Genomic DNA, 25,793 nt, shown 5'->3' with positions numbered 1-25,793 from the left:
ACACGAAAAATCCCGTGGGGTACGAGGAGACCTCGTACCCCACGGGATCGACAGGGTGAGTGACGGGACTTGAACCCGCGGCCACCTGGACCACAACCAGGTGCTCTACCAACTGAGCTACACCCACCACGAAGGGCGGCGGACCGCCCGTTCGATGTGCAAGCACAGCATAGCCGATCAGAGGGGTGCTCCCGCGACGCCTTAATGGGTGGTGGGCCCGCTTCCGGCCGGGCCGGAAGGAGGCCCGGGGGCGGGGGCGGCCCGGACGAGCAGTGGTAGCGCTCCATCGACCGCTCCGCACCGAGCGCGGCCTCGGCCAGCGAGCCCGGCGGGCACCGTACGAGCCCCGCCGGTGGGATCCTGGGTCATGGATCCGCACCTGCTCCGCACCTTCCCCGCTGTCCCGTCTCGCGAGATGTTCTCGTTGTCGCAGGTGACCTTGGTGGATTCGCCGATGGTCTCGCATGACGTTGCCGCTGACGCGTTGAGGTACGCCACCGGTCTCATGTGATGTCACTGAGCTTCGTTCTTCTGCGGCGCCGCAACTGCTCGCTGACCGCGTCAGTTCAGCCGACAGACCCCAACGGCCTTGGCCGGAAGCACTGCGGTCAGAAGACCATCCAGTCATCGCCGAAGAGCACATTGAGGAAGAACGACACTCCGAGGCCGACCAGCGCGAAAAGGATCAGCATCAGTACCGTGACGACTGCGAACTGGCCGCAGGGATGCTTCAGGAGGCGGTTCCAGGTTTCACGCCTGATCTTCATGTACCCACCTTCGCCTACTGCGACGGGGTACATGCGGCAAAAACGAAAGGCCCCGGGCCTTGATGGCTGCCAGCCGAGGGTGCCTCTCTGGTCCTCGTGATCGTAGGTTTCGGGCAACAAGCTGGCTATCGCGGCTACCCAGATCGGCAGCCGTCTGCACAGCCTGCTGACTCCGCTCCCTCCGGCTCTGGAGTGGTCGGCGCGTCGTACTGCGGCCCCGAAACCCGCGCTCTGGTTCGAGGTCGCGGTACGTCCGCGATCCGGGGGCGGGCCGTGGGTGTCGGAGCCGCCTCCCCGCTCTCCGTCGGCTCCCGGCTGCTCGCCGCGCTGCCCGCCACCGGGGTCACCCTGCGGGTACTGCCCCGGTCGAGGTGCCCGCCGCCGTCGCCACCGGGGCCTGTGACCTAGGGGGGCTTGCCGATCAGGCCGGGCTCGCGGCGCCCGGCACGCACGCTCGCCGCGTTCTCGTCGGCCGCCGACGCTCCGCGTCGACTCCCTCCTCGGCCTTGCGATCTTCCCCTCGGCCCTGGCGGGCCTGGGGAGGCCCCATGGCACCGGACACCGCCCCCTGAGCCGGCCCGACCGACAAGACACCCCCTCGGCCTGGTCGACGACCTCGCCGACGCGCGCTGGCTCGACGCCCCCGGCGTCGGGCTGCCGCTCACCGCCGCCCGCGCCTCCGTGCGCCACGACGGCACCGACCTGCTCGCGCTGTGCGCCCTCGCCGCCGCCGGGCACGGCCCCGTGCTGCTGCCGCGCCGCGTGGCGCAGGCCGCCGGTGCGGGGGTCGCCCTACCACTGTCGGCCCCGCGCCCGGTGCACCGCACGGAGCTCCTCTCCCCGAGCAGCCCGACCGGCGTGGCCGCTGCCCTCGCCGCACGGCTCGCGGCAGGATCACCCGTATGACACGTGAACCCGCACCCTTCACGGCCGATGACTACGCCGCCCGGATGGCTGCCGCCGCCCAGACCGCCGCCGACGCGGGACTCGCCGGGCTGCTGATCGCCCCCGGACCCGACCTCACGCACCTCACGGGGTACCGGCCCACCGCCGAGACCGAGCGGCTGACCCTGCTCGTCCTGGCCGCCGGGCAGGACCCGGTGCTCATCGTGCCCGCGCTGGAGGCCCCCGACGCGCAGCGGGCCCCGGGCGCCTCCGCGCTGACCCTGCGGGACTGGGCCGACGGGAAGGACCCGTACGCCGTCACCGCCCCGCTGCTGGACTTCCGCGGGCGCTTCGGGGTGAGCGACAACACCTGGGCGCTGCACCTTCTCGGCCTGCAGCGGGAACTGCCGAACAGCTCCTACGCGCCGCTCACCGACTGCCTCCCCATGCTCCGCGCGGTCAAGGACGAGCGGGAACTGGAGCGCCTCGCCGCAGCTGCGGCCGCCGCCGACGCCGCCTACGCGCAGGTCCTCCACCTCCCCTTCGCCGACCGGCGGGAGAGCGACGTCGCCGAAGACCTGGCCGGCCTGCTGCGCGCGCACGGCCACTCCCAGGTCGACTTCACGGTCGTCGGCTCCGGCCCCAACGGGGCCAATCCGCACCACGAGGCTGGTAACCGCGTCATCCGCCGCGGCGACATGGTGGTCCTCGACTTCGGCGGCCTGCGCTTCGGCTACGGCTCCGACATCTCCCGCACCGTGCACGTCGGCGAGCCCACCGCCGAGGAGCAGCGGGTCCACGACATCGTCCGCGAGGCCCAGCAGGCCGGCGTGGCCGCGGTCCGGCCGGGGGTCTCCTGCCAGGAGATCGACCGGGCCGCCCGCGCCGTGATCACCGAGTTCGGCTACGGGGACCGCTTCATCCACCGCACCGGCCACGGCATCGGGGTCACCACCCACGAGCCCCCGTACATGGTCGAGGGCGAGGAGCAGCCGCTGGTTCCCGGCATGTGCTTCTCCGTGGAGCCGGGCGTCTACCTGCCGGGCCGGTTCGGCGTCCGCATCGAGGACATCGTGACCGTCACCGAGGACGGCGGGCGCCGCCTCAACAACGCCCCGCACGAGCTCGCCGTCGTGGAGTGAGCCCTACGGGGCCAGGACGACCGCCGTCTCGCCGGGCACGTGGATCCGCCCGTCGGGACCCGGGTGGTCGACCGGCTCCCAGGAGGCCAGCACCCGTACTCCGTTGCGGCCCAGCGCGATCGTCACCGGGTCCGGGGAGAGGTTCACGGCCACCCGGACGTCGCCCCGCCGGAAGGTGAGCCAGCGGCGCTCCTCGTCGTGGGCGACCCGGACCGCCGCCAGGTCCGGGTCGCGCAGGTCGTGATGGGTGCGGCGGAGCGCGATCAGGGTGCGGTACCAGTCCAGCAGGCGGGCGTGGCCGGCCTGTTCGGGCTCCGCCCAGTCCAGGCGGGAGCGGTCCCGGGTGGCCGGGTCCTGCGGGTCCGGCACCTCCTCCGCCTTCCAGCCGTGCGCCGCGAACTCCCGGCGCCGGCCGGCCCGTACCGCCTCGGCGAGGTCCGGGTCGGGATGGTCGGTGAAGTACTGCCAGGGCGTCCCGGCCCCCCACTCCTCACCCATGAAGAGCATCGGCACGAACGGCCCGGTCAGGGCCACCGTCGCGGCGCACGCCAGCAGCCCGGGGGAGAGCGAGGCGGAGAGCCGGTCGCCGAGCGCCCGGTTGCCGATCTGGTCGTGGGTCTGGGTGTAGCCGAGGAAGCGGTGGGCCGGGGTCCGACGGTGGTCCACCGGGCGGCCGTGGGTACGGCCGCGGAAGGAGGACCAGGTCCCGTCGTGGAAGAAGACCCGGGTCATGGTCTTGGCGAGGGCGGCGAGCGGGGCTGCGGCGAAGTCGGCGTAGTACGCCTGGGACTCGCCCGTCAGCGCGCAGTGCAGGGCGTGGTGGAAGTCGTCGTTCCACTGGGCGTGCAGGCCCAGGCCCCCGGCGGCGCGCGCGGTGGTGGTGCGCGGGTCGCAGCGGTCGGACTCGGCGATCAGGAACAACGGGCGGCCGGTGTCCGCGGCCAGTTCGTCGACGGCCGCGGAGAGTTCCTCCAGGAAAGTCAGCGCCCGGTCGTCGGCCAGGGCGTGCACGGCGTCGAGCCGCAGCCCGTCGATCCCGTAGTCGCGCAGCCAAGCCAGCGCGCTGCCGAGCAGGTAGGCGCGCACCTCGTCGGAGCCGGCCGCGTCCAGGTTCACCGCGGAGCCCCACGGGGTGCGGTGGGTGTCGGTGAAGTACGGGCCGAAGGCAGGCAGGTGGTTGCCGGACGGGCCCAGGTGGTTGTGGACCACGTCCAGCACCACGCCCAGCCCCGCCCCGTGGGCGGCGGCCGTGAAGCGGGCCAGACCGGCCGGGCCGCCGTACGGTTCGTGCACCGCCCAGGGCGCCACCCCGTCGTACCCCCAGCCGTGCCGGCCGGCGAAGGAGCAGACCGGCATCAGCTCCACGTGCGTGACGCCGAGGGCGGTGAGGTGTCCGAGCCGGGCGGCGGCCGCGTCGAAGGTGCCCTCGGGGGTGAAGGTGCCGATGTGCAGCTCGTACAGGACCGCGTCCTGGAGCCGGGTGTGCGGCGGTGGCACCGGCCGCGGTGCGAGGGCCGCCAGATCGACCACCGCCGACAGGCCGTCGGGCCCGTCGGGCAGCCGGCGCCCGCGCGGGTCCGGCCGGGGGCCGTCGCCGTCGAGCAGGAACCCGTAGCGGCTCCCGTCGGCGGCCGGGGCCCCGGCGGTCCACCAGCCGTCCCGGTCCGGATCGCGCGCCATGTCGTACGTCGCCCCGTCAAGCAGCATGGCGACGTGACCTGTCAGTGGTGCCCACACCTCGAACTGCACGGACGGTCCCCTCGTCGGCGGCGGTGTCCAGCATGCGTATCGTGCCCATCATCGGGGGCGTGGCGGGGGAGTTCTGGACACTCCGGCCCCGACGGGCCGACAATCACCCTGTGACGTCCAGTTTCGAGATCCCCGCCTTCCCCGCGCCGCGGCTGTCCGACGCCGAGCGCGACCGGGCGCTGGGCCAGCTCCGGGAGGGCGCGGCCCTCGGCAAGCTGTCCCACGACACCTTCCTGCGCCGGATGGAACTCGCCCTGGTCGCCCGCCGCTCCGAAGACCTCGCCGTGCTCACGTCCGACCTCCAGTCCCGGCAGGGGTCCGAAAGCCCCTGGACCCGTCGGCTGTTCGGCTGGGTCGGCCGCGTCTCGGCCGTGTCCGTCGGGGTCCGGCGCGCCTGGAACGCCGAGCGCCTGCCCAAGCTGCTGCTGCCGCATCCGAGCGCGGCGGCCCTGCGGATCGGCCGCGACCCCGGCAACGGGCTGCGGCTCAGCCACGAGACGGTCTCGCGGGCGCACGCGGAGCTCAGACTGCAGGGCGGGGTGTGGGTGCTGAAGGACCTCGGCTCCACCAACGGGACCACGGTCAACGGGCACCGGGTGACCGGCTCCGCAGTGGTCCGCGACGGGGACCAGGTCAGCTTCGGGAACATGGCCTTCCGGCTCTCGTCCAGCTGAGGGAACCCTCCGCGGGTGCCCCGCCGGTCCGCCGCCGGGGGCCGGCGCGCAGGATGGGGTCATGGAACACACCTCCGTCGTCCGCCGCGCACGCGTCGGGGACCTGCCCCGCCTGGTCGAACTCGTCCACGAGCACGTGGCGTACGAGAAGTCGGTGCCGCGCCCGCCGGACCTCGCCGAGCGGCTCGGCCCACAGCTCTTCGCCGAGGACGCCCGGCTGTGGGTGCTCCTCGGCGAAGCCCCGGACGGCACGGTCGCCGGATACGCCGCCTGCTCCGCCGAGTTCTCCTTCTGGGACGCCCGGCACTACCTGCACATGGACTGCCTCTACCTGGCGGAGGCGGCCCGCGGCCACGGCCTCGGCACCGCCCTGATGGGCGGCGTGACGCGCCTGGCCCACGAGCTCGGCCTCGACCAGGTCCAGTGGCAGACCCCGGACTGGAACGAGGGCGCGATCCGCTTCTACGACCGGCTCGGTGCCACCGGGCGGCCGAAGTACCGCTATTCCCTGGGGGTGGAGCCCTCCGGGGGCCAGGACGGGACACCCCCCGGGCCCGGTTCCGCTTCCTGCTGACCGGGCCGCGCCGGCCGCCCCGACGCGGGCGTGCGCCCTGCACTTCTGTGCGCCCCCTCGTGCTCCTTCGGCGCGGGCGGCCGCCGTCGTACGGTTCCGGGCTATGAGCGGATACACGATGGAACCAGCCACGCCGATGGAAATCAGCCCGCGAGTCGTGCCGCCCTCCGACCGGTGGTCCCCCGCGCTCGCGGTACCGGCACCGGTCTGCCGTTTCGAGAACTTCCTGGGGGAGGAGCGCGCCGCCGCCCTCTTGGAGTACGCGATATCGCGGGGGGAGGACTTCACGGCGGGGACCGTCCTGGATCCCCTGACCGGACAGGTGTCCCGCAAGGGGCACGACTCGCTGGTCCTTCCCGTGACCAGCGAGGTGTTCAGCGCACACCTGGCCGACTGTCTGCCGCTCGTCCAGGAGGTCCTCGGCCACCGGGCGTCGCTCGCACGGTCGTTGACCGTCCTGACGGCGCACGGTGAAGGCGGGCACTTCGGCCTGCACACGGACGCCTCACGCGTTCGGGACGTGGGCACGGCGCTGTCCGCCGTGTACTACCTGCACCGCAGGCCGCGCGGGTTCGGCGGCGGCCAACTCCGCCTGTACGACACCGTGGTGGAGGAAGGCAGGGCGAGGCCGGGGGAGTCCTACCGCACGATCGAGCCCGAGCACGACACCATCGTCTTCTTCCCCTCCGGCGCCTTTCACGAGGTCGTGCCGTCCACCTGCCCGAGCGGACGGTTCTCGGACCACCGGTTCACCCTCACGACGTGGATCTCCGGCGGGGAGCCCGCCGCGGGACCGGACGCCGACCGGCCGTACGTCTGGCAGTGGCTGGCGGACGCGGCCGAGGGCACCCGCCCCCTCCACGACGCCGAGGAGGACCACGACGGGGCCAGGCCGGTGGCACTGCCGCCACCCGGCCCCGACGCCCTCCCGGGCCCGTCCAGGCCCTGACCGCCGCTCGCCGCCCACCCGGCCTGCCCGCCTGCTCAGCCCGTGCGTTCGGCGCGGTCGGCCGCGACGAGGCGGTCGTAGGCGGCCAGGACGATCCGTGACTGGTGTTCCACCTGGGTGGCCACCGGGACCCAGCGGGCCCCGAAACGGGCCGCGAAGTCCTCGCACCACCCGGTGACCAGCCGGTCCAGCCCGGGCGCCGCCGGATGCCCCTGGGCGCGCAGCACCCGCAGCAGCATCGCGGCGGCGCGCAGCGACAGCCGTCGCCCGAAGGCGTCGATGCTGGCGATGTACGCCGCCGTGGCCTCCGCGGGAGCCGCGGCCGTCCATTCGGCGGCGATCCGGGGGATCAGCGCGAGCGTCCAGTCCACCGCGCGCAGCAGGGGCGCCGCGGCCGGGTCCCCGGACGTCTGCGGACCCGGCCGTACGTCGTCGCGGCCCCGGACCGCGGCGACGAGCGCGGCGTCCGCGGTGAGCCGCTCGGCCAGCATCCGCAGGGCGCCGGGCGGGTCCGGGTGCGGGGTCGGATCGTCCACCAGGTCGGAGGCCCACATGGGGACTTCGACGATGGCGGTCGTGCCGGCGTAGCGGTGGGCGTGGTACCAGGTGCTCAGCCGGGTGTCCTCGGGGTGGAAGGCCCCGGCAGCCTCGCTGCCCGGCTGCGGGATCACGAAGATCCCCGGCCCGGGGGAGGGCCAGCCCGCCGCGTCCGAGGCCCCGTTCTCCACCGGGATGCGCAGCTCGGCGGCCGATGTGCCGAACGGCTCGGCGAGGCCGGGCACGTCCCGGGTGAGCTGCACCCAGGAGCCGCCGAGGTCGGTGGCGTGCAGGGAGGCCTGCAGGACGGGCCGCAGTTCGTCGATGAGCGCCATCAGGACCAGGGTCTCGGGCGGCAGTCGGTCCGGGGGCAGTAAGGACGGGGCCCACTCGGGCTGTTCGGGGCCGGGCGGCCGGAAGAAGTTCCGGTGGTAGTCCAGCAGCGAGTACGGGTGGGGGGTGCGGTGCAGGTCCGCGCCGTCCGGGTCGGCACAGAGCAGGAAGTGCCAGCCGCAACTGGCCCGCGGCGCCGGGTCGTCGAGGACGCGCCGGGCGAGCGAGAGGGCGGTGGCGCCGCCGACGGGCTCGTTGGCGTGCGCCCCGGCGACGACGAGGACGTTGCGGTCGGCCCCGCCGCCCGGGGCGCCGCCCGTGGCGGCGACGGACAGCACCCACAGGGGCTGCCCGGCCCGTGAGGTGCCGGCTTGCCGCAGCCGGACCTCGCCGGGGTGTTCGTCCGCCAGAGCGCGGGCGGCGAGCCCGAGTTCCCGCGGTGTGGGGTAGCGCATGTCACGGTGGAGGGTCACAAGGGATGCCATGCCCCGGGGGCCCGCCGCCTACTGCTCCGCGGGCGCCGCAGTTCCCCGAACTCCGGGGGAAACCCCTGGCCAAGGCCCGGGGGCGCGGCACCGGAGGTCCGGGCTACCGCTGGTGCAGACCGCGGCCCGCCAGGCTGAGGAAGGCCTCCCCGACCGCCTCCGACAGCGTGGGGTGGGCGTGGACGTGCCGCGCCACATCGCCCGGTTCCGCGTCCCAGCCCACGATCAGCTGGCTCTCCGCGATCATCTCCGACACGTGCGGACCCACCAGGTGCACGCCGAGCACCCGCCCGTACCGCTCCGCGACCACCTTCACCGTGCCGCCCTGCCCGTGCACCATGCCCTTGGCCACGGCGGTCAGCGGCATCGTGTTCACCACCACGTCGTCGTACGCCGCCTCGCGGGCCTGTGCCTCCGTCAGCCCGACGGCGGCGGTCTGCGGGGCTGGTCATCGTCGTCCCCTTCGACGATCCGCTGGCCGGAGCCGTGGCCGCCTTCGCGGAGCTGATCGGCGCCCGGGCCGCCGCGCCGGAGCCGGGCCCCTGCGGGCCGCCGCACTGAGCGGCGGCCCGCTCCGGCTCCGCCGGATCACCGGCGCAGCCAGACACCCACCGGGTGGCCGTCCAGCAGGGCGGCCACCTCGGCCGGACCGCTGTGCGACGCGGTGCGATCCGCGCGCGGGGAGGCGGGGGCGAGGCGGGTCCACGTGCCGGGGGGCAGGTGCAGGTGGGTGTTCCGCCAACCGCCCGACGCGGTCAGCCGGTGGGAGAGCCGGGTGGCCGCCACCAGCAACCCGGGGGCCCGGGTGAAGGCCAGCAGGTGGTCGGCGGCCGGGCCCCGAGCGAGGACCGGCGCGTAGCCCCGGAAGAGCTCCGGCCGGTCCCGCCGCAGCCGCAGCAGGGTGGCCGTGAGCTGGAGCTTCTCCTCGGCCGGGTCCCCGGGGGTGGCCCCCGCGTCCAGGTGGGCCAGTGCCCGACGGGGGAAGCGGGCCGGACGCCGGTTGTCGGGGTCCACCAGGGCCCGGTACTCCGTCTCCGCACCCTGGTAGACCTCCGGAACCCCCGGCATCGCCAGGTGCAGCAGGGTCATGCCGAGGAGGTTCGCCCGGGCCGCCCCGGCCAGCTCCGCCGGAAGGTCGACCGGGGCTGTGACGTACCCGGCCACGCCCGCCTCGTACTCCTCGTCCCGTTCGGTCCAACTGGTGTGCAGGGCCGCCTCGCGGACCGCCTTGAGCAGGGCGTCGGCCAGCCGCGGCCCGGCCTCGGGGACCCGGCCGAGCCCGAGCGCGGTCTGCCGGGCCACCCAGGCCAGCTGGGGGTCAGGCCCCTCGGGGCGACCCATCAGCTCCGGCGCCTGGGACAGCGCCGCGATCCGGGCCCGGACGTCCGCGCTGCGCTTGGTGTCGTGCGTGGACAGGACCGTCCCGGCCGCGGGCCACTCGCGGGCCAGATCGGCGCAGTACGCGTGGAACTCCGCCGCCGACACGGCCGGCCGCCCCGGCTCCCCGCCGACCTCGGTGGCCGACAGCAGCGGCGCGTACCGGTAGAAGGCACGGTCCTCCAAGGACTTGGCGCGCAGCGCCGCCGAGGTCTGGGCGAAGCGGGCGGCGAAGGCCGGATCCCGCAGCAGTAGCTCCCGTACGGCGGCCACCGCACCGGAACCTGCCGCCGCGGACGCCTGCTCCAGCGCTTGCGGCGGCAGGTCCACCTCGCCGGGATAGGGCCGGTAGACGGGGAAGGCGATCAGCAACTCCCGTACGGCCGAGACGAGTTCCGGACCGGCCTGACGTTCCAGCGCCCCCAGTTCGGCGGCCAGGTCACCGGTCAGCACCTCCCGGGCGGACGCCCGGGCCGCCTCCGGCCAGCGGGGCAGCCCGGTGGCCTCCCCGTACCGGGCCGCCAGCTCCGCGGCGCCCTCGGGGTCGGTGAACACCCCGTCCACCCGGTGCAGGGCGTCGTAGCCGGTGGTCCCCGCCACCGGCCAGGCGGACGACAGCCGCTCCTCGCGGGCCAGGATCTTCTCGACCACCACCCAGCAGCCGTCTCCCGCAGCCGCCCGCAGCCGCCGCAGGTACTCCTCCGGGTCCGCCAGCCCGTCCACGTGGTCGATCCGCAAGCCCTCCGCAACCCCGTCCCGGACCAGCTCCAGCACCTTCGCATGGGTGGCCGTGAACACCTCGGGGTCCTCCACCCGGACCCCGATCAGATCCGAAATGGTGAAGAAGCGACGGTAGTTGAGCGAGGAGCTGGCTTCGCGCCACCAGGCCGGCCGGTACCACTGCGCGGCGAGCAGCTCGGGCAGCGCCAGCCCCGAGGTCCCCTCCCGCAGCGGGAACTGCTGCTCCCCGTAGTGCAGCAGCTCCCCGTCGACCCGCAGCTCGCAGGACTCCACCGGACCGGCCAGGACCGGCAGCAGGACCTGCCCGCCGCCCGCCTCCCAGTCGATGTCGAACCAGCGGGCGTACGGCGAGCCGGGGCCCTCCCGCAGCACCTCCCACAGGGGCCGGTTCAGCCGCAGCGGGGTCGGTACCGCCATGTGGTTGGGCACGATGTCGAGGACCAGCCCGAGCCCGTGCGCCCGGGCGGTCCCGGCCAGGGACCGCAGGCCCGCCTCGCCGCCGAGCTCGGCCCGCACGCGGGAGTGGTCGGTGACGTCGTAGCCGTGCGTCGAGCCGGGCACCGCCTCCAGGACCGGGGAGAGGTGCAGGTGCGATGCGCCGAGCGAGGCGATGTGCGGTACGGCCGCCTCGGCCGCCGCGAAGGGGAACTCCGGGCGCAGCTGGAGGCGGTAGGTCGACGTCGGAGTGACGGATGTCGGAACGTCAGATTCCGATTCGGGGGTCGCGTGCGGCTGGCTCATGAGAACGTACGTACCCAACCTGTCGGATTCCGTGCCATGACCCAATGCATCCGAGTGACTGCACCGGGTTAGTGTCGATCAAGTGGTTGGAACCGTCAGCACCTATCGAAAAGTCATCGCCCTGACCGGGCCCCTACTTCCGCTCGTCTCTTTCCTCGCCCGACTGCCCGTCGCGATGTCCCAGTTCGGCAGTTTCCTGCTGGTCGCCCAGACCAGCGGGTCCCTCGCCACCGCGGGCACGGTCGGCGGCGCCCTCTCCATCGGGCAGGTCCTCTTCGGGCCCGTCCTCGGCTGGCTCGCCGACCGCCACGGGCAGCGCCCGGTCGTCCTTGCCGCGGCCGCCGTCAACGCCGCGGCCACCGCCGCCCTCGTCGCCGGCGCCCTCACGCACCTGGCCACCGCCGCGCTCGCCGCGATCGGCGCCCTCACCGGAGCCTCCGTACCGCTGATCGGACCGCTCGCGCGCACCCGCTCGGTGGCGCTGGCACACCGGGCCGAGGCCGACGAAGGCGTCGTCGGCGCCGTCCACGCACTCGAAGGCACCCTCGACGAGGTCTCCTTCGTCTTCGGGCCCGCCCTCGTCGGACTCGCCGCGCTCCTCGTGCACCCGGCCGTCGCCCTCGCCGGCGCGGCCGGCCTCGTCGCCGTCTTCGGCACCGGCTTCGCACTGCACCCGACCGCCGCCGTCACGGTCGGGTCGCCCGCGCGGGACCGGCTCCCGGGAAGGCGGGTCCGGCCGCCCGGCGTGGTCCACGCCGTACGCGGTTCCCTCGCCCTCCAGGGCGCCATGTTCGGCGCCTGCCAGGCGGGCATCACCGCCCTCACCCTCCGGCTCGGCGTCCCGGACCAGGCCGCCGTCGTCTACTCCGCCATGGGCGTCGTCAGCGCGGTCGTCGGCATCTCGCTCGGCGCGCTGCCCGCCCGCTTCGGACTGCGGCTGCGCTGGCGGGTGGCGACCGGTGCGGCCCTGGTGCTCTCGGTGCCCCTGCTGTTCACCGACCGCCTGTGGCCGCTGTACGTCGTCGTCACCGTGCTGGGAGCCGCCTACGCACCCCACCTGATCACCGCGTTCGCACTCACCGAGCGGGCCGTGGAACCGGCCCGGCTCTCCACCTCGATGGCCTTCGCCGCCAGCTGCCTGGTTGCCGGGCAGGCCACGGCACTCGTCGTCTGTGGGCGCCTCGCCGAGGAGTACGGGCCCGCCGGAGCCTTCGCCGTGGCCGTCGGGGCGGCCGCGCTCTGCCTGCTCCTCGCCCTCGTCACCCGGCTGCCCGCCGCCCGGACGCACACCGCCGGGGCGCGCGCCCCCGAGGCGCGCGTCCCGGGCCCGCAGACCGGCTCCACCGCGGCGACGGACGGGAGCGGCGCCACCTACGCCGGGCGCTGAAGCACCACCAGGCACCGCCCCGTCAGCGCCACCCGGTCACCCGCCGCGTACTGCGGCCCGGTGCCGGGTGGCAGTACGTCCGCCCGCGCCGTGTCCACCACCAGCCGCCACTGCGCGCCGTGCCCCGCCGGAACGGTGAAGTCCTGCGGCTCCGCAGCCGCGTTGAACATCAGCAGGAACGAGTCGTCGGTGATCCGCTCCCCGCGGGTGCCCGGCTCGGAGATCGCCTCCCCGTTGAGGAAGACGGTCAGCGCCCTCGCGTGCTGCGCCTGCCAGTCCCGCGCCCGCATCTCCTCCCCGTGCGGGGTGAACCAGGCGATGTCGGACAGCTCGTCGTGCGTGCCCTCGACCGGACGCCCGTGGAAGAACCGGCGCCGCCGGAAGACCGGGTGGTCGCGGCGCAGCCACACCATCCGCCGGGTGAACTCCAGCAGGGAAGGCGCCGGTTTGCCCGGCTCCGGCCAGCACACCCAACTCAACTCGTTGTCCTGGCAGTAGGCGTTGTTGTTGCCCTGCTGGGTGCGGCCGAACTCGTCGCCGTGGCTGAGCATCGGCACCCCCTGCGACAGCATCAGGGTGGCGGTGAAGTTGCGCATCTGGCGCTCGCGCAGCTCCAGGATCTCCGGGTCCTCGGTGGGCCCCTCCACCCCGCAGTTCCACGAGCGGTTGTGGGTCTCGCCGTCCCGATTGCCCTCCCGATTGGCCTCGTTGTGCTTCTCGTCGTACGAGACCAGGTCGTTTAGGGTGAAACCGTCGTGGCAGGTGGTGAAGTTGATCGACGCCAGTGGGCGCCGCCCGTCGTCCTGGTAGAGGTCCGAGGAGCCCGTCAGCCGCCCCGCGAACTCCGCGAGCGTCCGCGGCTGCCCGCGCCACAGGTCCCGTACGGTGTCCCGGTACTTGCCGTTCCACTCGGTCCACAGCGGCGGGAAGTTGCCCACCTGGTAGCCGCCCTCGCCCAGGTCCCAGGGCTCCGCGATCAACTTCACCTGGCTCACCACCGGATCCTGCTGGACCAGGTCGAAGAACGAGGACAGCCGGTCCACCTCGTGGAACTGGCGGGCCAGCGTCGCCGCCAGGTCGAAGCGGAAGCCGTCCACGTGCATCTCGGTGACCCAGTACCGCAGCGAATCCATGATCAGCTGGAGCACGTGCGGGGAGCGCATCAGCAGCGAGTTCCCGGTGCCGGTGGTGTCCGTGTAATGGCGCGGATCGTCCGCCAGCCGGTAGTACGAGGCGTTGTCCAGCCCCCGGAAGGACAGCGTCGGGCCCAGGTGGTTCCCCTCGGCGGTGTGGTTGTAGACCACGTCGAGGATCACCTCGATGCCCGCCTCGTGCAGGGCCCGGACCGCCGACTTGAACTCCAGCACCTGCTGACCGCGGTCGCCCGAGGCATAGCCATTGTGCGGGGCGAAGAAGCCGATGGTGTTGTAGCCCCAATAGTTGCTCAGCCCGTCGTTGACCAGCCGGTGGTCGTTGACGAACTGGTGGACCGGCATCAGCTCCAGCGCCGTCACCCCGAGCTTGGCGAGGTGGCCGATGACCGCCGGGTGCGCCAGCGCCCCGTAGGTGCCGCGCAGCTCCTCGGGGAGGTCCGGATGGTGCATGGTCAGCCCCTTGACGTGGGCCTCGTACAGCACGGTGTGGTGGTACTCGTGACGCGGAGGCCGGTCGTTGGCCCAGTCGAAGTACGGGTTCACCACCACCGAGCTCATCGTGTGCGGGGCGGAGTCCAGGTCGTTGCGGGAGTCCGGCCGGCCGAAGTGGTAGCCGTACACCGCCTCGTTCCAGCTGACCCGGCCGCTGATGGCCCGCGCGTACGGGTCCAGCAGCAGCTTTGCCGCGTTGCAGCGCCGTCCGCGCTCGGGCTCGTACGGGCCGTGCACCCGGAACCCGTAGCGCTGGCCCGGCATGACGCCGGGCAGGTACGCGTGGCGGACGAAGGCGTCCGTCTCGCGCAGCTCCACGGCGGACTCCGACCCGTCGTCGTGCAGGAGACACAGCTCGATGCGTCGGGCGGCCTCCGAATAGACCGCGAAATTGGTGCCGGCGCCGTCGTACGTGGCACCCAGCGGATACGCCTGTCCCGGCCAGACCTGCATAGATAACGACTCTTCCCTCGTTGCCCGAAGATGTCCCGGCTGACCCGGCGTGGACCCAAGCCCCTGCCAGATCTTCCCCGAAAGAGGGGCCGCAAGCGCGGACTTGGGAGGGGTCCTACCGGGTGACCCGCAGAGCTGATATGCGGGTCAGCGGACTGTGTGCGCATCGGATAATGGGTCAACGGACAGTCCCCGTACGGGCCGTCGGGCTGCACCCGGCCGTGTGCGCGGAGTACCCTTCCGTGATCACTGGAGACGGGCGTCCAGACGCAGAAGGCGGTGCACGGGTGAGCTCGGGAGGTCTGGAGCTGCCCCCTGGTGACGGCAGTCACGAGGGTGGTCCGGCGGACGACCCGGGGGGTGTCCCCGGCGGGACGCCCGCGGGGATCCCGGCCGGGGCGGTCTCCCTGGCGGGCGGGCCGGCGGCGGCCGGGAGCGCGGGGGCCGGCGTGGAGCTGGACTGGGGCGCGGAGGCCTGGAGCGAGGTCCGGACCCGGGCACAGCGGGCCGGCCGTGCCTACATCTGGCTGAACCTCATCGAACAGCGGCTGCGCGCGGTGGTCGGGGCGGTGCTCCGGCCGATCTACGAACCGGTGCACGGCGCGGACGACTGGGTCGTCGCGGCCGCCGGGCCCGCCGGGCAGGAGTGGGTGCAGCGGGCCGTGGCCGTGCGCGAGGTCAGCCGGCGCAAGGGCTACCTGCTCGACTCGGCCGACGACAACGTGCTGAGCTTCCTGACCCTGCCCCAGCTGCGGGAACTGATGGTCCAACACTGGCCGTGCTTCGAGCCGTACTTCGACGACCGGCGCGAGATCGAGCTGGCCCTGGACGAGCTGGAGGTCACCCGCAACGTCGTCTCCCGCAACCGGGCGCTGTCACGGCCCGTGCTGGAGCAGGCGGAGCGCGCCTCGGCGCGCCTGCTGGAGGTGCTGGGCGGGGTTTCCGGCAGCCCCTCCGCGGAGCGGCTGCCGATCGACGCCGTCGAGGACCTGGTGGGTGACCGGTACGCGGACGTCATCTCGGTCCACCCCGACCGGGTACGGCTGCAGCGCCAGCTCCCGGCCGAGGACCTCTTCGGGGGCGCGCGACGGCTCGACGCCATCGGCATAGGGCTCAACCTGCTGGTCCAAAACTTCTCGGGGCGAAGACTCGTCCGGCTCACGGAGGCCGGGTGCCGGGTGCGGCTGCTGTTCCTGAACCCGGCGAGCAGCGCCGTGAAGCGGCGCGAGCGGGAACTGGGACTGCGCAAGGGCGAGCTGAGCCGCTCGGTGGAGATGAACATCTTGCACGTCCGCCGGGTCCGGGCGGGTCTTCGGGACCCTTCCCGCTTCGAGATCCACGTCTTCGACGAGACCCCGCGGTTCACCGCCTACCTGGTGGAGGGGCAGTCCTCGGGCATCGCGGTGGTCCAGTCGTACCTGCGGCGGGCGCGCGGCATGGAGTCGCCCGTCCTGGTGCTGCGGGGCGGCGGGCGCGAGGTGCCGAAGGACACGGAGCACGGACTGTTCACGACGTACCGGGAAGAGTTCGAGTCCATGTGGGGGGACTCCCGGCCGGTGTCCTGACCGGGGCACGGGCAACGGGGCACGACGGGGCACGACATACGGGGCACGACCTACGAGGGGGGCGGGGAACGGTGCTGGAGCCATGGCCCGAGGGGAAGTACGCGGATCCGGAGAAGGCGCGGGAGCGGTACGAGGCGGGGCTGAGGGAGGGCCGGGAGGCCCGGGCGGAGCTGTTCCGCTTCGACCCGGGCGAAGGGCACATCGGACTGTGCGTGGTGCTCGTCGCCGCCGTGGTCGTCGGCTGGTTCGGGGGTCCGGCGGCCGCCGCCCTGTGGGTCGGCGGGCCCGTCGCGGTCGTCCACCTCCTCGCGTCGGTGTTCGCCTGGCGGGCCGGCCTGCGCGGCCGCGCGCTGCTGGGCCGGGCCTACCGGCAGACCTTCGGCTGGCTGACCCTGGGCATCTGATCCACGCCCCGGCGGCCCCGGGAGCCTGGCTGTCAGTGGCCCGTGGCAGGCTGAAACCCGTTGACCGAAGGCGTTGTACGGGGGAGGGGCACGGGGTGGAGGACTGGCACGGCATGGGGGACTGGCACGGCGGTGTGCTGATCGGATTCGACCTGGAGACGACCGGCACGGAGCCGGGGGAATCGCGGATCGTGACGGCGGCCCTGGTCGAGGTGCGGGCCGGGGCGGTGCGCGAGCGGCGCGGCTGGCTCGCGGACCCGGGGATACCGATCCCCGAAGGAGCCTCGGCGATCCACGGGATCAGCACGGAGCGCGCGGTCGCCGAGGGGCGTCCGGTGCGCGAGGTCGCGGACGAGGTCGCCGAGGCCCTGGCCGGCCACTGGCGCGCCGGCGCGGTGGTGGTCGCGTACAACGCGGCCTTCGACCTGACCCTGCTGACGGCCGAGCTGGCCCGGCACGGGCTGCCCTCGCTGGCCGACCGGCTGGGCGGGGCGCAGACCGGGCCGGTGGTGGACCCGCTGACCATCGACCGGGCCGTGGACCGCTACCGGCGGGGCAAGCGGACCCTCGAGGCGGTCTGCGGGGTGTACGGGGTCACCCTCGACGACGCGCACGACGCCGGGGCGGACGCACTGGCCGCGGTCCAGGTCGCCCGGGCGATAGCCGAGCGGCATCCGGAGGTGGCCACGCTCACCCCGGCCGACCTGCACGCGCGGCAGAGCACCTGGCACGCCCGCTGGGCCCGGGACTTCCAGTCGTACCTGCGCCGCCAGGGCACTCCGGACGCGGTGATCGACGAGGCCTGGCCGCTGCGGGGCCTGGTCCCGGCCTGATCGGCAGGACACCCCCCAGGGGTGTAGTCAAAGTCATCTTGTGTCGTCGATCACGGTGTCGCGATGCGTCGCCCGCACCCTCCGATGACGACGGGGAACGGGTGCGGCCGCCGCTGCCTCGGCCCGTGCGGGGGCGGCCGCGGCGGAACGGCAAGACGGTCTTGAAGGACCGGAACCCGCACACGGGGCCCTGGCGCGGCCGGGTGCTGCGCATGGGCTAGTGTCCGCCGGATGATTACCAAGGGATTGCCGGCTCGGTGGGGAGCATGGAGGGCCGGGCGGGGAGAACGCGCCGCCGCGCCGGGAAGCCGGCTCGGCTGGCTGGACGCGCTCCGTGGGATCGCCGCGCTGGCCGTGGCGGCCCACCACTTCGAGATCATGAGGTTGGTCCCCAACGGCGGCGCCATCGCGGCCCACTTCGACCTCGGCTTCTACGGGGTCATCGCGTTCTTCATCGTCAGCGGATACATCATCCCGGCTTCGCTGGAGCGCCGCGGTGACGTCCGGGCCTTCTGGATCGGCCGGATCTTCCGGATCTACCCGGCGCTGATCGTGACCATGCTCCTCGCCGAGTTCCTCCTGCCGAACGACTACCAGGTCCTGAGCTTCGACGACTACAACCACGACAAGCTCTGGTTGGCGGGCAACGGCCTGATGCTGTCGGACATGCTGGGCGTGGTGAATGCGCTCGGCATCACGTGGACGCTCACGTACGAGATGCTCTTCTACTTCTTCGTCAGCAGCCTCTTCACGGTCGCCTGGCACCGGCGCACCACGCCGATCGCCGTCGCGGCGGCGGGGGTCGCGCTCGTTTTGGGCGTCTGGGTTCCGTCGTACAGCCTGACCCACACCGATGCGGAGCTCAACCACCTCGTCGCTGCCGCCGTGCTCGTCGTGGTCACGGGCGTGGCCTGCATGATGAGCGGCAATGCGGCGCTGGCCCGGATCGGTGGTCTGCTGCTGGGCGGGTTCGGCCTGCTGCTGGTGTTCACCAACGGTCGGGTGCCCGCGTTCGAGACCTTCACCATCCTCGCGACGATGTTCGCGGGCACGGTCATCTATCGGGCGCAGCACGGGCAGATCGAGCGCATCGAGGCCTGGATGTCCGTCGGTTTCGTGGTGGCCGCGGGCGCCATGGTGGGGTGGATGTACAACCGGGACACGGTGGCGAGCGCGACCTCGACCTTCACCTGGCCGGCGTGGACCAACGCCTACCTGGCGGCGTGGGCGTCGTTCGGGCTCTTCCTGCTGCTGCGGAACCGGCGGCTGCCGCGCGTGCTGACCTGGCTGGGCGCGGTGAGCTTCTCGGTCTACCTGCTGCACTGGCCGGTGAAGAAGTTCCTGCTGTGGCAGCTCGGCTGGGACACCAACTACTACTACCGCCACCTGGCCGCCATGCCGTTCGTCGAGCGGTGGTCGTGGGTGGCCGGGTACACCGCGGTGCTGCTGGTGGTCTCCTGGGTGGTGTACCGGCTGGTGGAGGTGCCGTTCCAGAATCTGGGCCGCAAGCTGACCAAGGCGATGACGCGCCGCTGGCCGCCGCAGTCCCTGGAGCCGGCGGTGCCCGCCGCGGCCGCCGCCGTCGTTCCGGCGCAACCCTCCGTGGCGGCGGAACCGGTACTGGCGGGCGCGGGCGCGGGTCCGGGCTCGGGCCCAGGTGGTCAGGGGAAAGCGGTCTGACCCAGCGGCGCCGAACCCACAACGCTGCCGCCCCGGCACGGGCCGGGGCGGCAACCGCTGCGCGAGTGCCCGCTCCGGGCGGGCCTGACCGGCAAGACCGGCCTAGAAGGAGTGCCACTGCGTTTCCCGGTCCCCCTCCCTGAGGGAGGCCACGCGGCGGCGGAATTCGGCCAGGGCCCCCGGGTCGGCCGGGGCGTGCTGGGCGACCCAGGCACAGCTGGCCGTTTCGCGGGCGCCGCGCAGGACCGCGCAGCCCTCCCAGTCGCGGACGTCCCACCTGTACGCCGCCACGAAGGCCTCGTACTCCTCGGCGGGCAGGCCGTACCGGTCGCGGGAGAGCGCCATCACCACCAGGTCGTGCTCGCGCAGATCGGCCGACACGGTCTCCAGGTCGACCAGGGCCGGGCCGTCGGGGCCCACGTGGACGTTGCGGGGCAGGGCGTCGCCGTGGACCGGGCCCGGGGGCAGCCGCGGCGTCAGGGCCGCCAGCTCACCGGCGTAGGCGTCCCGGCGGGCCCGCAGATAGGCCGCGTCGGCCGGGTCGACGGCGCCCCCCGCCAGCCGCAGCCAGCGCTCGACGCCGCCCAGCAGGTCCCGCGCGGGCAGGGCGAACGGCGGCTCGGGCAGGGCGTGCACCAGGCGCAGCAGCGCCGCCAGGTCCCCGGGCCCCGCGGGCCGCACCGCGTCCGGGAGCCGGTGCCACAGGGTCAGCGGGTGCCCGTCCACCAGGCGCGGCTCCGGCTCGGCCGCGCGGACCGCCGGGATCCCGGACGCGGCGAACCAGCCGGCCACCGCGAGTTCCCGCTCGGCCCGCTCCACCAGCGCAGCCTCCCGGCCCACCTTCACCACCAGGTCGCCGACGGCGAAGACCGCGTTCTCGCCGAACGCGAGGAGGACCGCCTGACCGGGCGCGCCCCCGGTCAGGCCCGCTGCCGCCAGTACGTGCCTCGCGCGTTCCTCGTCCATGCCGCCGCTCTCGTTCCTCGCCGTGGATCCGCTGCTGCCCGCCAGTATGTGGTGGCTTCCGGCAGGTGGCCCGATCCTGGAGTCATGTGCGCCGAACACGACGGACGCGCCGACCGGGGCCCCTCGGTCGTGACGCGGCGCGCCCTGCGCACCACCCTCGCCGCGTGCGCCTCGTTCTTCGTGTGCCTGTACGCACTGGACCGGCCGGTGGCGGCGACGTACGCGCTGTTCGCCGCGGTGTCGATGGCGGCCCTCTCCCACATCCCCGGCACCGGGCGCCAGCGCGCGGCCGTCATGGTCAGGGCGACCCCCACGGCCTGGGTGCTGCTGACGCTCGGCACCTTCCTCGCGATCCGGACCTGGAGCGCCGTGGTCGGCATGCTGCTGATCGGCTTCTTCCTGGCCTTCGTGGCGGCGGCCGGGCCCCGCGCGGCGGGCGCCGCGCCCGGGCTGCAGCTGCTCTACATCCTGCCGTGCTTCCCGCCCTATGCCCCCGGCACCCTGGGTGAACGGCTCCTGGGAGCCACCTTCGGCCTGCTGCTGCTGATCCTCGCGGAGCTCTTCGTCCTGCCCGAGGAGCCCGGGCCCACCTACCGGCGGCTGGCCGCCGGAGCGTCCGACACCGCCGCCCGCTGCGTAGCCGAGCTGGGCCGCGCCCCGTACGCGCTGTCCGCCGCCTCGGCGGAGACGGCCCGGGCGGCCGGCGAGTCGCTGCGGCCCTTCCGGACCGACGAGGCCGAGCGTCCCGCCGGGCCGGGCCTGCGGGACCGCGCCCTGTCCCATGTGGGCCTGGCGGCCCGCACGCTCCTCGCCCGCCTCGTGATCCTTCCGCCACCACCTCCGCCCCCGGGTCCGGTGCCGATGGCGCAGGAGTCCGAGATCCTGACCGCGGTCGGCCGGGCCGTCAGCGAGAGCGCCGCCCTGCTCGACGGTCGCGCCGATGAGACCGAAGCGGCCGACGCCCTGCGGCGCCTACGGGAGCAGGCCGCCGCGTCGGCCGCGCGCGAGGCGCCCGCGACCGCCGCGCGGGGGCGGCGCCGGGCGGCGCTGCTGGAGGTGACGGACGCGGCGGTGGCCCTGGCGACGGCGTCCGAGCTGGCGGTACGGGGCCGGCGCGCACGGATGCCCGAGGACGTCGACTCGGGCCGGTTCTGGTACGCGGGCAAACGTGCACCGAGCCTGTGGTGGCACCGGCTGGCGGGACACGCCGGGCCGCGCTCGGTGTACTTCCAGAACGCCGTCCGGATCGGCCTCGCACTGGCGGCCGCCCGCACGATCGCGGGGGTGGACTCGTTGCCCCACGGCTTCTGGGCGATGCTGGCCGTCCTCAGCCTGACCCGGACCACCGCCGCCCAGACGCGGGCGACCGTACGCGTGGCGATCACCGGCACCCTGCTCGGCGCCCTGGCCACGGGGCTGCTGCTGGCCCTGATCGGCGGACACACCACCGTCTACGCCGTCGCCCTGCCGTTCGTGATGCTCACCGCCTTCCGGGTGGGGCCGGTCCGGGGCGTGGGCTGGGCCCAGGGTTTGTTCACCCTCACGGTGGCCTTCGTCTTCGCCCAACTGGCACCGGTGACCTGGCAGCTGGCCGAGGTCAGGATCCTGGACGTGATCATCGGCAGCCTGATCGGCGTCGTGTTCGGGGTGCTCGCCTGGCCGCGCGGGGCGCAGCGGGAGCTGCACCGGGCGGTCGCCCTGCTGCTGGCGACGGAGGCCGAAACGGTCGAGCGCACCACGGCGGCCGTGGTGGAGGGCGGGCCGGGGCACGTTCCCGACGACGGGCCGCTCCAGCACGCGCTGACGATGGCGGAGTCCGCGTTCGCGCAGCACCAGAACGAGCCCCGGACGTCCGAGAACCCCCGGACGGACTGGCACGCGGCCATGATGTCGGGCCACCACGTGCTGTGGGGCTCGCGTCGGCTGTTCGTCCGCGGAGGTCCGGCGGTGGGGCCGGCGAACAGCGTCCGGCTGGACGGCCGGGCGGCCGGGGTGGCCACGCGGATGCGGGAGGTGGCGGATCAGGTGGGTGCGGCGCCGGCGGAGGCCGCGAATCCGCTGGGCGGGCGGGCGCCCGGCCGGTCGGCGGCGGAGGGGCCGCCGGGGGTTTCCTCGCCGCGGTTCTTCGCGGCACTGGCCTGGCTGGACTCGCTCGACGTCGACGTCGACCGCATGACGGGATCGGATCACCCGTCCGGGCCGGACGCCCCGTCCGGCCCGAACGGGGCGTCGGGTGCGGCCGGTGGGACGGGTGGGGCAGGAGGTACCGCGTCGTCCTGAGTCGCGGGAAACAAGTTGCACGAGACGTATCGTCTCGCCTATCGTTCGATCATGACCGCAGCCAAGCCCGCCCACATCGCCATGTTCTCCATCGCCGCCCACGGGCACGTGAACCCGAGCATCGAGGTGATCCGCGAACTCGTGGCGCGGGGCCACCGCGTCAGCTACGCCGTCCCCGCCTCCTTCGCCGAGAGGGTCGCGGAGACCGGCGCCTCGCCCGTCGTCTACACCTCCACCCTCCCGACCGACGACGAGCCGGAGGCCTGGGGCACCGAGCTCATCGACCACCTGGAGCCGTTCCTGAAGGACGCGGTCCAGGCGCTCCCGCAGCTCGCCGCCGCCTTCGAGGGCGACGAGCCGGACCTCGTGCTCCACGACATCACCTCCTATCCGGCGCCCGTGCTCGCCCACCGCTGGGGCGTCCCCGCCGTCTCGCTCTCCCCGAACCTGGTCGCCTGGGACGGATACGAGCAGGAGGTGGCCGGGCCGATGTTCGCCGAGCTGAAGGCGTCCGAGCGCGGCCGGGCGTACTACGCGGCGTTCGCGGCCTGGCTCACCGAGAACGGCCTCGGGGACGACGTCGACCGCTTCCAGGGCCGCCCGCGGCGCAGCATCGTCCTCATCCCCCGGGCGCTCCAGCCGCACGCCGACCGCGTCGACGGGTCCGCGTACGCCTTCGTCGGCGCCTGCCAGGGCGACCGCAGCGCCACCCAGGGCACCTGGCAGCGGCCCCCGGCCGCCGAGGGCAAGAAGATCGTGCTCGTCTCGCTCGGCTCCGCCTTCACCAAGCAGCCGGCCTTCTACCGCGCCTGCATCGAGGCCTTCGCGGACCTACCCGACTGGTACCTCGTCCTCCAGATCGGCAAGTTCACCGACGAGGCCGACCTGGGCCCGGTCCCCGCCGACGTCGAGGTCCACCGCTGGGTCCCCCAGCTGGACATCCTGCACCGGGCCGACGCCTTCATCACCCACGCGGGGGCCGGCGGCAGCCAGGAGGGGCTCGCCACCGCCACCCCGATGGTCGCCGTCCCGCAGGCCGTCGACCAGTTCGGCAACGCCGACATGCTGGCCTCTCTGGGCGTGGCCCGGCACGTTCCCATGGCCGACGCGGACGCGGCCACCCTGCGCGAGGCGGTCCTCGCCCTCGTCGCCGACCCCGCCGTCGCCGCCCGCGCCGAGGAGATCCGGGCCGGGATGGCCGCCGAGGGCGGCACGCGCCGGGCGGCCGACCTCATCGAGGCCGAACTGCCGTAGGCGCGACGGACGCCCCCTAGGGTGCCCCCATGACGAAGAAGGCCACGGTGACGAAGAAGTACGCGGCGCTGCTGCGCGGCATCAATGTCGGCGGCAACAAGAAGGTCCCGATGGCGGAGCTGCGCTCCGTGCTGGAAGGACTCGGGCACGGCGACGTGCAGACGTACCTACAGAGCGGCAACGCCGTCTTCAGCAGTGCGGGGACCGACCCGGTGGGGCTCGCCCGGGAGCTGGAGACGGCCATCGAGGCCCACTTCGGCTTCCGCGCGGCGTGCCTGGTGCTGGACGGGGCGTACCTGCGCGCCGTCGCCGAGGCCTGTCCGTTCCCGGCCGCGGAGCTGGAGGGCAAGCAGCTGCACGTCACCTTCTGCTCCGAACAGCCCGGCCCGGAGCGGTTCGCCGCGCTCGACGGGGCGGCGTATCTCCCCGAGGAGTACCGGATCGGCGACCGCGTCCTCTACCTCTACGCCCCCGACGGCCTGGGGCGCTCCAAGCTCGCCGAGGCCCTCGCCAAGCCCGCCGTCGTCAAGGGCCTCGACGTGACCACCCGCAACTGGAACACCGTCGCCAAGCTCGTGGAGCTGACCGCGACCTGACCCGGGGTCCGATGCCCCGTGCCGGGCCGTACAAACACGTGTGCGCCCCGGGCCGGTGAACGTCTAGAGTCCGGGCATTCATCGGAGGGGAAGAGATGCAGTTCAGAACGGTCAGACGGTTGGCGGCCGCGGTCGCGTGCGGTGCGCTCGCGGTGGCCACGGCCGGCTGTGGGCAGGGGACGTTCGCCAAGCCGCCGGCGACGTACGCGGGGATCCCGGACCTGGGACGTCAGGCTGGGCGGTGACGGCTCCAAGCGCGCCGTCAACGCCCTGCGCGCCGCGCTGGACGGGCAGAAGTTCGCCGAGTACCACGCCGTGCTGATCGGGAACCAGACGACGGTCGAGGAATCGGGCGGCTTCACCACGGAGCGTCTGCTCGCGCTCGCCGAACAGGTGCCCGGGCTGCGCGGCGAGGCCTTCGACACCGCGGTGTCCACCATGAAGTACCAGGACTTCGTCATCGCCTCGCAGGCGGCGTACCAGCGGACGGGGGACGACCCGATGGGACCGGGCACCCCCGCCGTCGCGATCAACTCCAAGCTGGTGACGGAGGATTTCCGGGACTCCCTCTTCGAGGTGCAATTCACGGAGGATCTCCTGAACATCGTCCGGAGGGATCCCTTCGGCTGGCAGAACCACCACGCGTAGGGCGCCTTCTCCCGCAGGCGCGGCAGTTCGCCGTGCCCCGGGGGCGACCCGGCGGGCCGGATGTGCCAGGCTCGTGGCATGCGGTACATCATCATCGGCGCGGGCGCGGTCGGCGCCACCATCGGCGGACGGCTCGCGGAGTCGGGAGGCGAGGTCGTACTCGTCGCCCGCGGCGCGCACGCGCAGGCCCTGCGGGACGACGGGCTGCGGCTCACGACGGCCGACGGGACCCGGGTGCACCGGCTGCCCGTGGTCACCGGCCCGGACGAACTGGGTGAACTGCGACCCGACGACGTGCTGTTGCTGTCCGTGAAGACCCAGGACGCCATCGCCGCGCTCGATGCGTGGGGCGACGCGGAGGTCGTGGGCGGCGGTACGGCCGCGCAGCGGCTCCCGGTGCTGTGCGCACAGAACGGCGTGGAGAGCGAGCGGCTCGCGCTACGGCGCTTCGCGCGCGTGTACGGGGTGTGCGTATGGCTGCCCGCCACCTTCCTGGAGCCGGGCGCGGTCTCGGCGCTGTGCGAGCCGCTGACCGGCGTCCTGCACGTGGGCCGGGCGGCGGGCGGCACCGACGCCCTGTCCCGGGCCGTCGTGGCGGACCTCGGCAAGGCCGGCTTCGGGGCGCCGCAGGCCGAGGACGTGATGCGGTGGAAGCACGCGAAGCTGCTCGGGAACCTGGGCAACGCGATCCAGGCGACGACCGGACCGGAACCCGACCCGGCGAAGGCGGCGCTGCTCCTACGGGCCGTCCGCGAGGGCAAGGCGGCCTTCGTCGCGGCGGGCATCCCCTACGCCTCGGACGCCGAGCAGGCGCTGGCGCGCGAGGGCAAGGTGAACCAGCCGGCAGGGGTGCGGGGCGGCTCGTCCTGGCAGAGCCTGGCACGGGGTACGGGATCGGTGGAGGCGGACTACCTCAACGGGGAGATCTCCCTGCTGGGCCGGCTGCACGGGGTGCCGACCCCGGTCAACGACGTGCTGCGGCACGCGGCGAACATCTTCGCCCGCCAGGGCCTGCCGCCGGGCGCGATGTCCGTGGAGGACCTGACCGCGCTCGCGGACGAGGCGGCGGCCCGGGCCTAGGTCCTGTCGTCAAAGTAGCGCGGGCCCGGGGGCACCTCCCAGCGGTA

Annotated in this window: 22 protein-coding genes, 1 tRNA gene and 1 pseudogene; 16 read left to right on the top strand and 8 right to left on the bottom strand. The window is 73.7% G+C overall.

Annotated elements, in window-relative coordinates:
- Positions 1 to 54: 54 nt before the first annotated feature.
- Positions 55 to 127, bottom strand: a tRNA-His gene (locus tag OG207_RS11055).
- A 481-nt stretch (positions 128 to 608) separates the two neighbouring features.
- On the bottom strand, positions 609 to 767 hold the full coding sequence (locus tag OG207_RS11050; protein ID WP_329098156.1) for a hypothetical protein: 159 nt from the start codon (positions 765 to 767) through the stop codon (positions 609 to 611).
- 681 nt (positions 768 to 1,448) lie between these two features.
- Between OG207_RS11050 and OG207_RS11045 the strand changes: the two genes are divergently transcribed.
- Together OG207_RS11045 and OG207_RS11040 are read left to right on the top strand one after the other, a co-directional pair.
- On the top strand, positions 1,449 to 1,673 hold the full coding sequence (locus tag OG207_RS11045) for a hypothetical protein (RefSeq protein WP_329098154.1): 225 nt from the start codon (positions 1,449 to 1,451) through the stop codon (positions 1,671 to 1,673).
- Entirely contained in the window at positions 1,670 to 2,794 is a 1,125-nt protein-coding gene (locus tag OG207_RS11040) for an aminopeptidase P family protein (protein WP_329098151.1), read from the top strand. The genes OG207_RS11045 and OG207_RS11040 overlap by 4 nt, the downstream gene beginning before the upstream one ends.
- Positions 2,795 to 2,797: 3 nt before the next feature.
- Here the strand turns inward: OG207_RS11040 and treZ are convergent, their stop codons facing one another.
- The gene (gene treZ, locus OG207_RS11035) at positions 2,798 to 4,543 is read right to left on the bottom strand and encodes a malto-oligosyltrehalose trehalohydrolase (protein ID WP_402694619.1); all 1,746 of its coding nucleotides are present in this window, start codon (positions 4,541 to 4,543) and stop codon (positions 2,798 to 2,800) included.
- Between the two features lie 110 nt (positions 4,544 to 4,653).
- On the opposite strand from treZ, the gene OG207_RS11030 reads away from it, so the two are divergent.
- The 3 genes from OG207_RS11030 to OG207_RS11020 all read left to right on the top strand — a co-directional run bounded on the left by OG207_RS11030 (position 4,654) and on the right by OG207_RS11020 (position 6,740).
- Positions 4,654 to 5,217 carry a DUF1707 and FHA domain-containing protein gene (locus OG207_RS11030; protein WP_329098149.1) on the top strand — a complete coding sequence of 188 codons (564 nt, stop codon included), beginning with the start codon at positions 4,654 to 4,656 and terminating at the stop codon, positions 5,215 to 5,217.
- 61 nt (positions 5,218 to 5,278) lie between these two features.
- A complete protein-coding gene (locus OG207_RS11025; protein WP_329098147.1) occupies positions 5,279 to 5,791 on the top strand; it encodes a GNAT family N-acetyltransferase in 513 nt (170 codons plus the stop codon).
- 103 nt (positions 5,792 to 5,894) lie between these two features.
- The gene (locus OG207_RS11020; protein ID WP_329098145.1) at positions 5,895 to 6,740 is read left to right on the top strand and encodes a 2OG-Fe(II) oxygenase; all 846 of its coding nucleotides are present in this window, start codon (positions 5,895 to 5,897) and stop codon (positions 6,738 to 6,740) included.
- Between the two features lie 35 nt (positions 6,741 to 6,775).
- Here OG207_RS11020 and OG207_RS11015 read toward each other — a convergent pair whose 3' ends face one another.
- Together OG207_RS11015 and OG207_RS11010 are read right to left on the bottom strand one after the other, a co-directional pair.
- A complete protein-coding gene (locus tag OG207_RS11015; RefSeq protein WP_402694618.1) occupies positions 6,776 to 8,095 on the bottom strand; it encodes a M14 family zinc carboxypeptidase in 1,320 nt (439 codons plus the stop codon).
- 103 nt (positions 8,096 to 8,198) lie between these two features.
- Positions 8,199 to 8,540: pseudogene (locus tag OG207_RS11010) on the bottom strand (dihydrolipoyl dehydrogenase); the annotation flags it as partial.
- Here OG207_RS11010 and OG207_RS11005 point away from each other — a divergent pair.
- A complete protein-coding gene (locus tag OG207_RS11005; protein WP_329098144.1) occupies positions 8,504 to 8,656 on the top strand; it encodes a hypothetical protein in 153 nt (50 codons plus the stop codon). The pseudogene OG207_RS11010 and the gene OG207_RS11005 sit on opposite strands and share 37 nt — an antisense overlap.
- Before the next feature lie 27 nt (positions 8,657 to 8,683).
- On the opposite strand, the gene treY is transcribed toward OG207_RS11005, so the two are convergent.
- Positions 8,684 to 10,954 carry a malto-oligosyltrehalose synthase gene (treY, locus tag OG207_RS11000; RefSeq protein ID WP_329098142.1) on the bottom strand — a complete coding sequence of 757 codons (2,271 nt, stop codon included), beginning with the start codon at positions 10,952 to 10,954 and terminating at the stop codon, positions 8,684 to 8,686.
- 82 nt (positions 10,955 to 11,036) lie between these two features.
- Here treY and OG207_RS10995 point away from each other — a divergent pair, with 82 nt between their 5' ends.
- Positions 11,037 to 12,341 carry an MFS transporter gene (locus tag OG207_RS10995; protein WP_329098140.1) on the top strand — a complete coding sequence of 435 codons (1,305 nt, stop codon included), beginning with the start codon at positions 11,037 to 11,039 and terminating at the stop codon, positions 12,339 to 12,341.
- Here the strand turns inward: OG207_RS10995 and glgX are convergent.
- Positions 12,326 to 14,440 (bottom strand): glycogen debranching protein GlgX, encoded by a 2,115-nt coding sequence (gene glgX / locus OG207_RS10990; protein ID WP_329098139.1) that lies wholly within the window; start codon positions 14,438 to 14,440, stop codon positions 12,326 to 12,328. The genes OG207_RS10995 and glgX overlap by 16 nt on opposite strands.
- Before the next feature lie 287 nt (positions 14,441 to 14,727).
- Between glgX and OG207_RS10985 the strand changes: the two genes are divergently transcribed.
- The 4 genes from OG207_RS10985 (at position 14,728) to OG207_RS10970 (ending at position 18,922) form a co-directional block, all read left to right on the top strand.
- The gene (locus OG207_RS10985; protein ID WP_329098136.1) at positions 14,728 to 16,005 is read left to right on the top strand and encodes an SAV2148 family HEPN domain-containing protein; all 1,278 of its coding nucleotides are present in this window, start codon (positions 14,728 to 14,730) and stop codon (positions 16,003 to 16,005) included.
- 71 nt (positions 16,006 to 16,076) lie between these two features.
- Positions 16,077 to 16,409, top strand: a complete 333-nt coding sequence (locus OG207_RS10980; RefSeq protein WP_329098133.1) for a hypothetical protein — start codon at positions 16,077 to 16,079, stop codon at positions 16,407 to 16,409.
- 113 nt (positions 16,410 to 16,522) lie between these two features.
- The gene (locus OG207_RS10975) at positions 16,523 to 17,242 is read left to right on the top strand and encodes a 3'-5' exonuclease (protein WP_329107541.1); all 720 of its coding nucleotides are present in this window, start codon (positions 16,523 to 16,525) and stop codon (positions 17,240 to 17,242) included.
- A 231-nt stretch (positions 17,243 to 17,473) separates the two neighbouring features.
- Complete coding sequence (locus OG207_RS10970) at positions 17,474 to 18,922, top strand: acyltransferase family protein (RefSeq protein WP_329098131.1); 1,449 nt, start codon at positions 17,474 to 17,476, stop codon at positions 18,920 to 18,922.
- Between the two features lie 102 nt (positions 18,923 to 19,024).
- Here the strand turns inward: OG207_RS10970 and OG207_RS10965 are convergent, their stop codons facing one another.
- Positions 19,025 to 19,888: a phosphotransferase enzyme family protein gene (locus tag OG207_RS10965; RefSeq protein ID WP_329098129.1), complete on the bottom strand. Its 864-nt coding sequence runs from the start codon at positions 19,886 to 19,888 to the stop codon at positions 19,025 to 19,027.
- 84 nt (positions 19,889 to 19,972) lie between these two features.
- On the opposite strand from OG207_RS10965, the gene OG207_RS10960 reads away from it, so the two are divergent.
- The 5 genes from OG207_RS10960 (at position 19,973) to OG207_RS10940 (ending at position 25,746) form a co-directional block, all read left to right on the top strand.
- Positions 19,973 to 22,168 (top strand): FUSC family protein, encoded by a 2,196-nt coding sequence (locus OG207_RS10960; protein WP_329098128.1) that lies wholly within the window; start codon positions 19,973 to 19,975, stop codon positions 22,166 to 22,168.
- Between the two features lie 51 nt (positions 22,169 to 22,219).
- Positions 22,220 to 23,422, top strand: a complete 1,203-nt coding sequence (gene mgt / locus OG207_RS10955; RefSeq protein WP_329098126.1) for a macrolide-inactivating glycosyltransferase — start codon at positions 22,220 to 22,222, stop codon at positions 23,420 to 23,422.
- Between the two features lie 29 nt (positions 23,423 to 23,451).
- Entirely contained in the window at positions 23,452 to 24,018 is a 567-nt protein-coding gene (locus OG207_RS10950; protein ID WP_329098125.1) for a DUF1697 domain-containing protein, read from the top strand.
- A 168-nt stretch (positions 24,019 to 24,186) separates the two neighbouring features.
- Complete coding sequence (locus tag OG207_RS10945) at positions 24,187 to 24,666, top strand: DsbA family protein (protein WP_329098123.1); 480 nt, start codon at positions 24,187 to 24,189, stop codon at positions 24,664 to 24,666.
- Positions 24,667 to 24,744: 78 nt separating this feature from the next.
- The gene (locus OG207_RS10940; protein WP_329098121.1) at positions 24,745 to 25,746 is read left to right on the top strand and encodes a ketopantoate reductase family protein; all 1,002 of its coding nucleotides are present in this window, start codon (positions 24,745 to 24,747) and stop codon (positions 25,744 to 25,746) included.
- Positions 25,747 to 25,793 lie beyond the last annotated feature (47 nt).

Origin of the sequence: Streptomyces sp. NBC_01439, assembly GCF_036227605.1 — a bacterium.
In the GTDB taxonomy this organism is placed as follows: Bacteria; Actinomycetota; Actinomycetes; order Streptomycetales; family Streptomycetaceae; genus Streptomyces.
The sequence above is the reverse complement of the archived record's forward strand: the minus strand, read 5'-3'. Positions and strand labels throughout refer to the sequence as shown.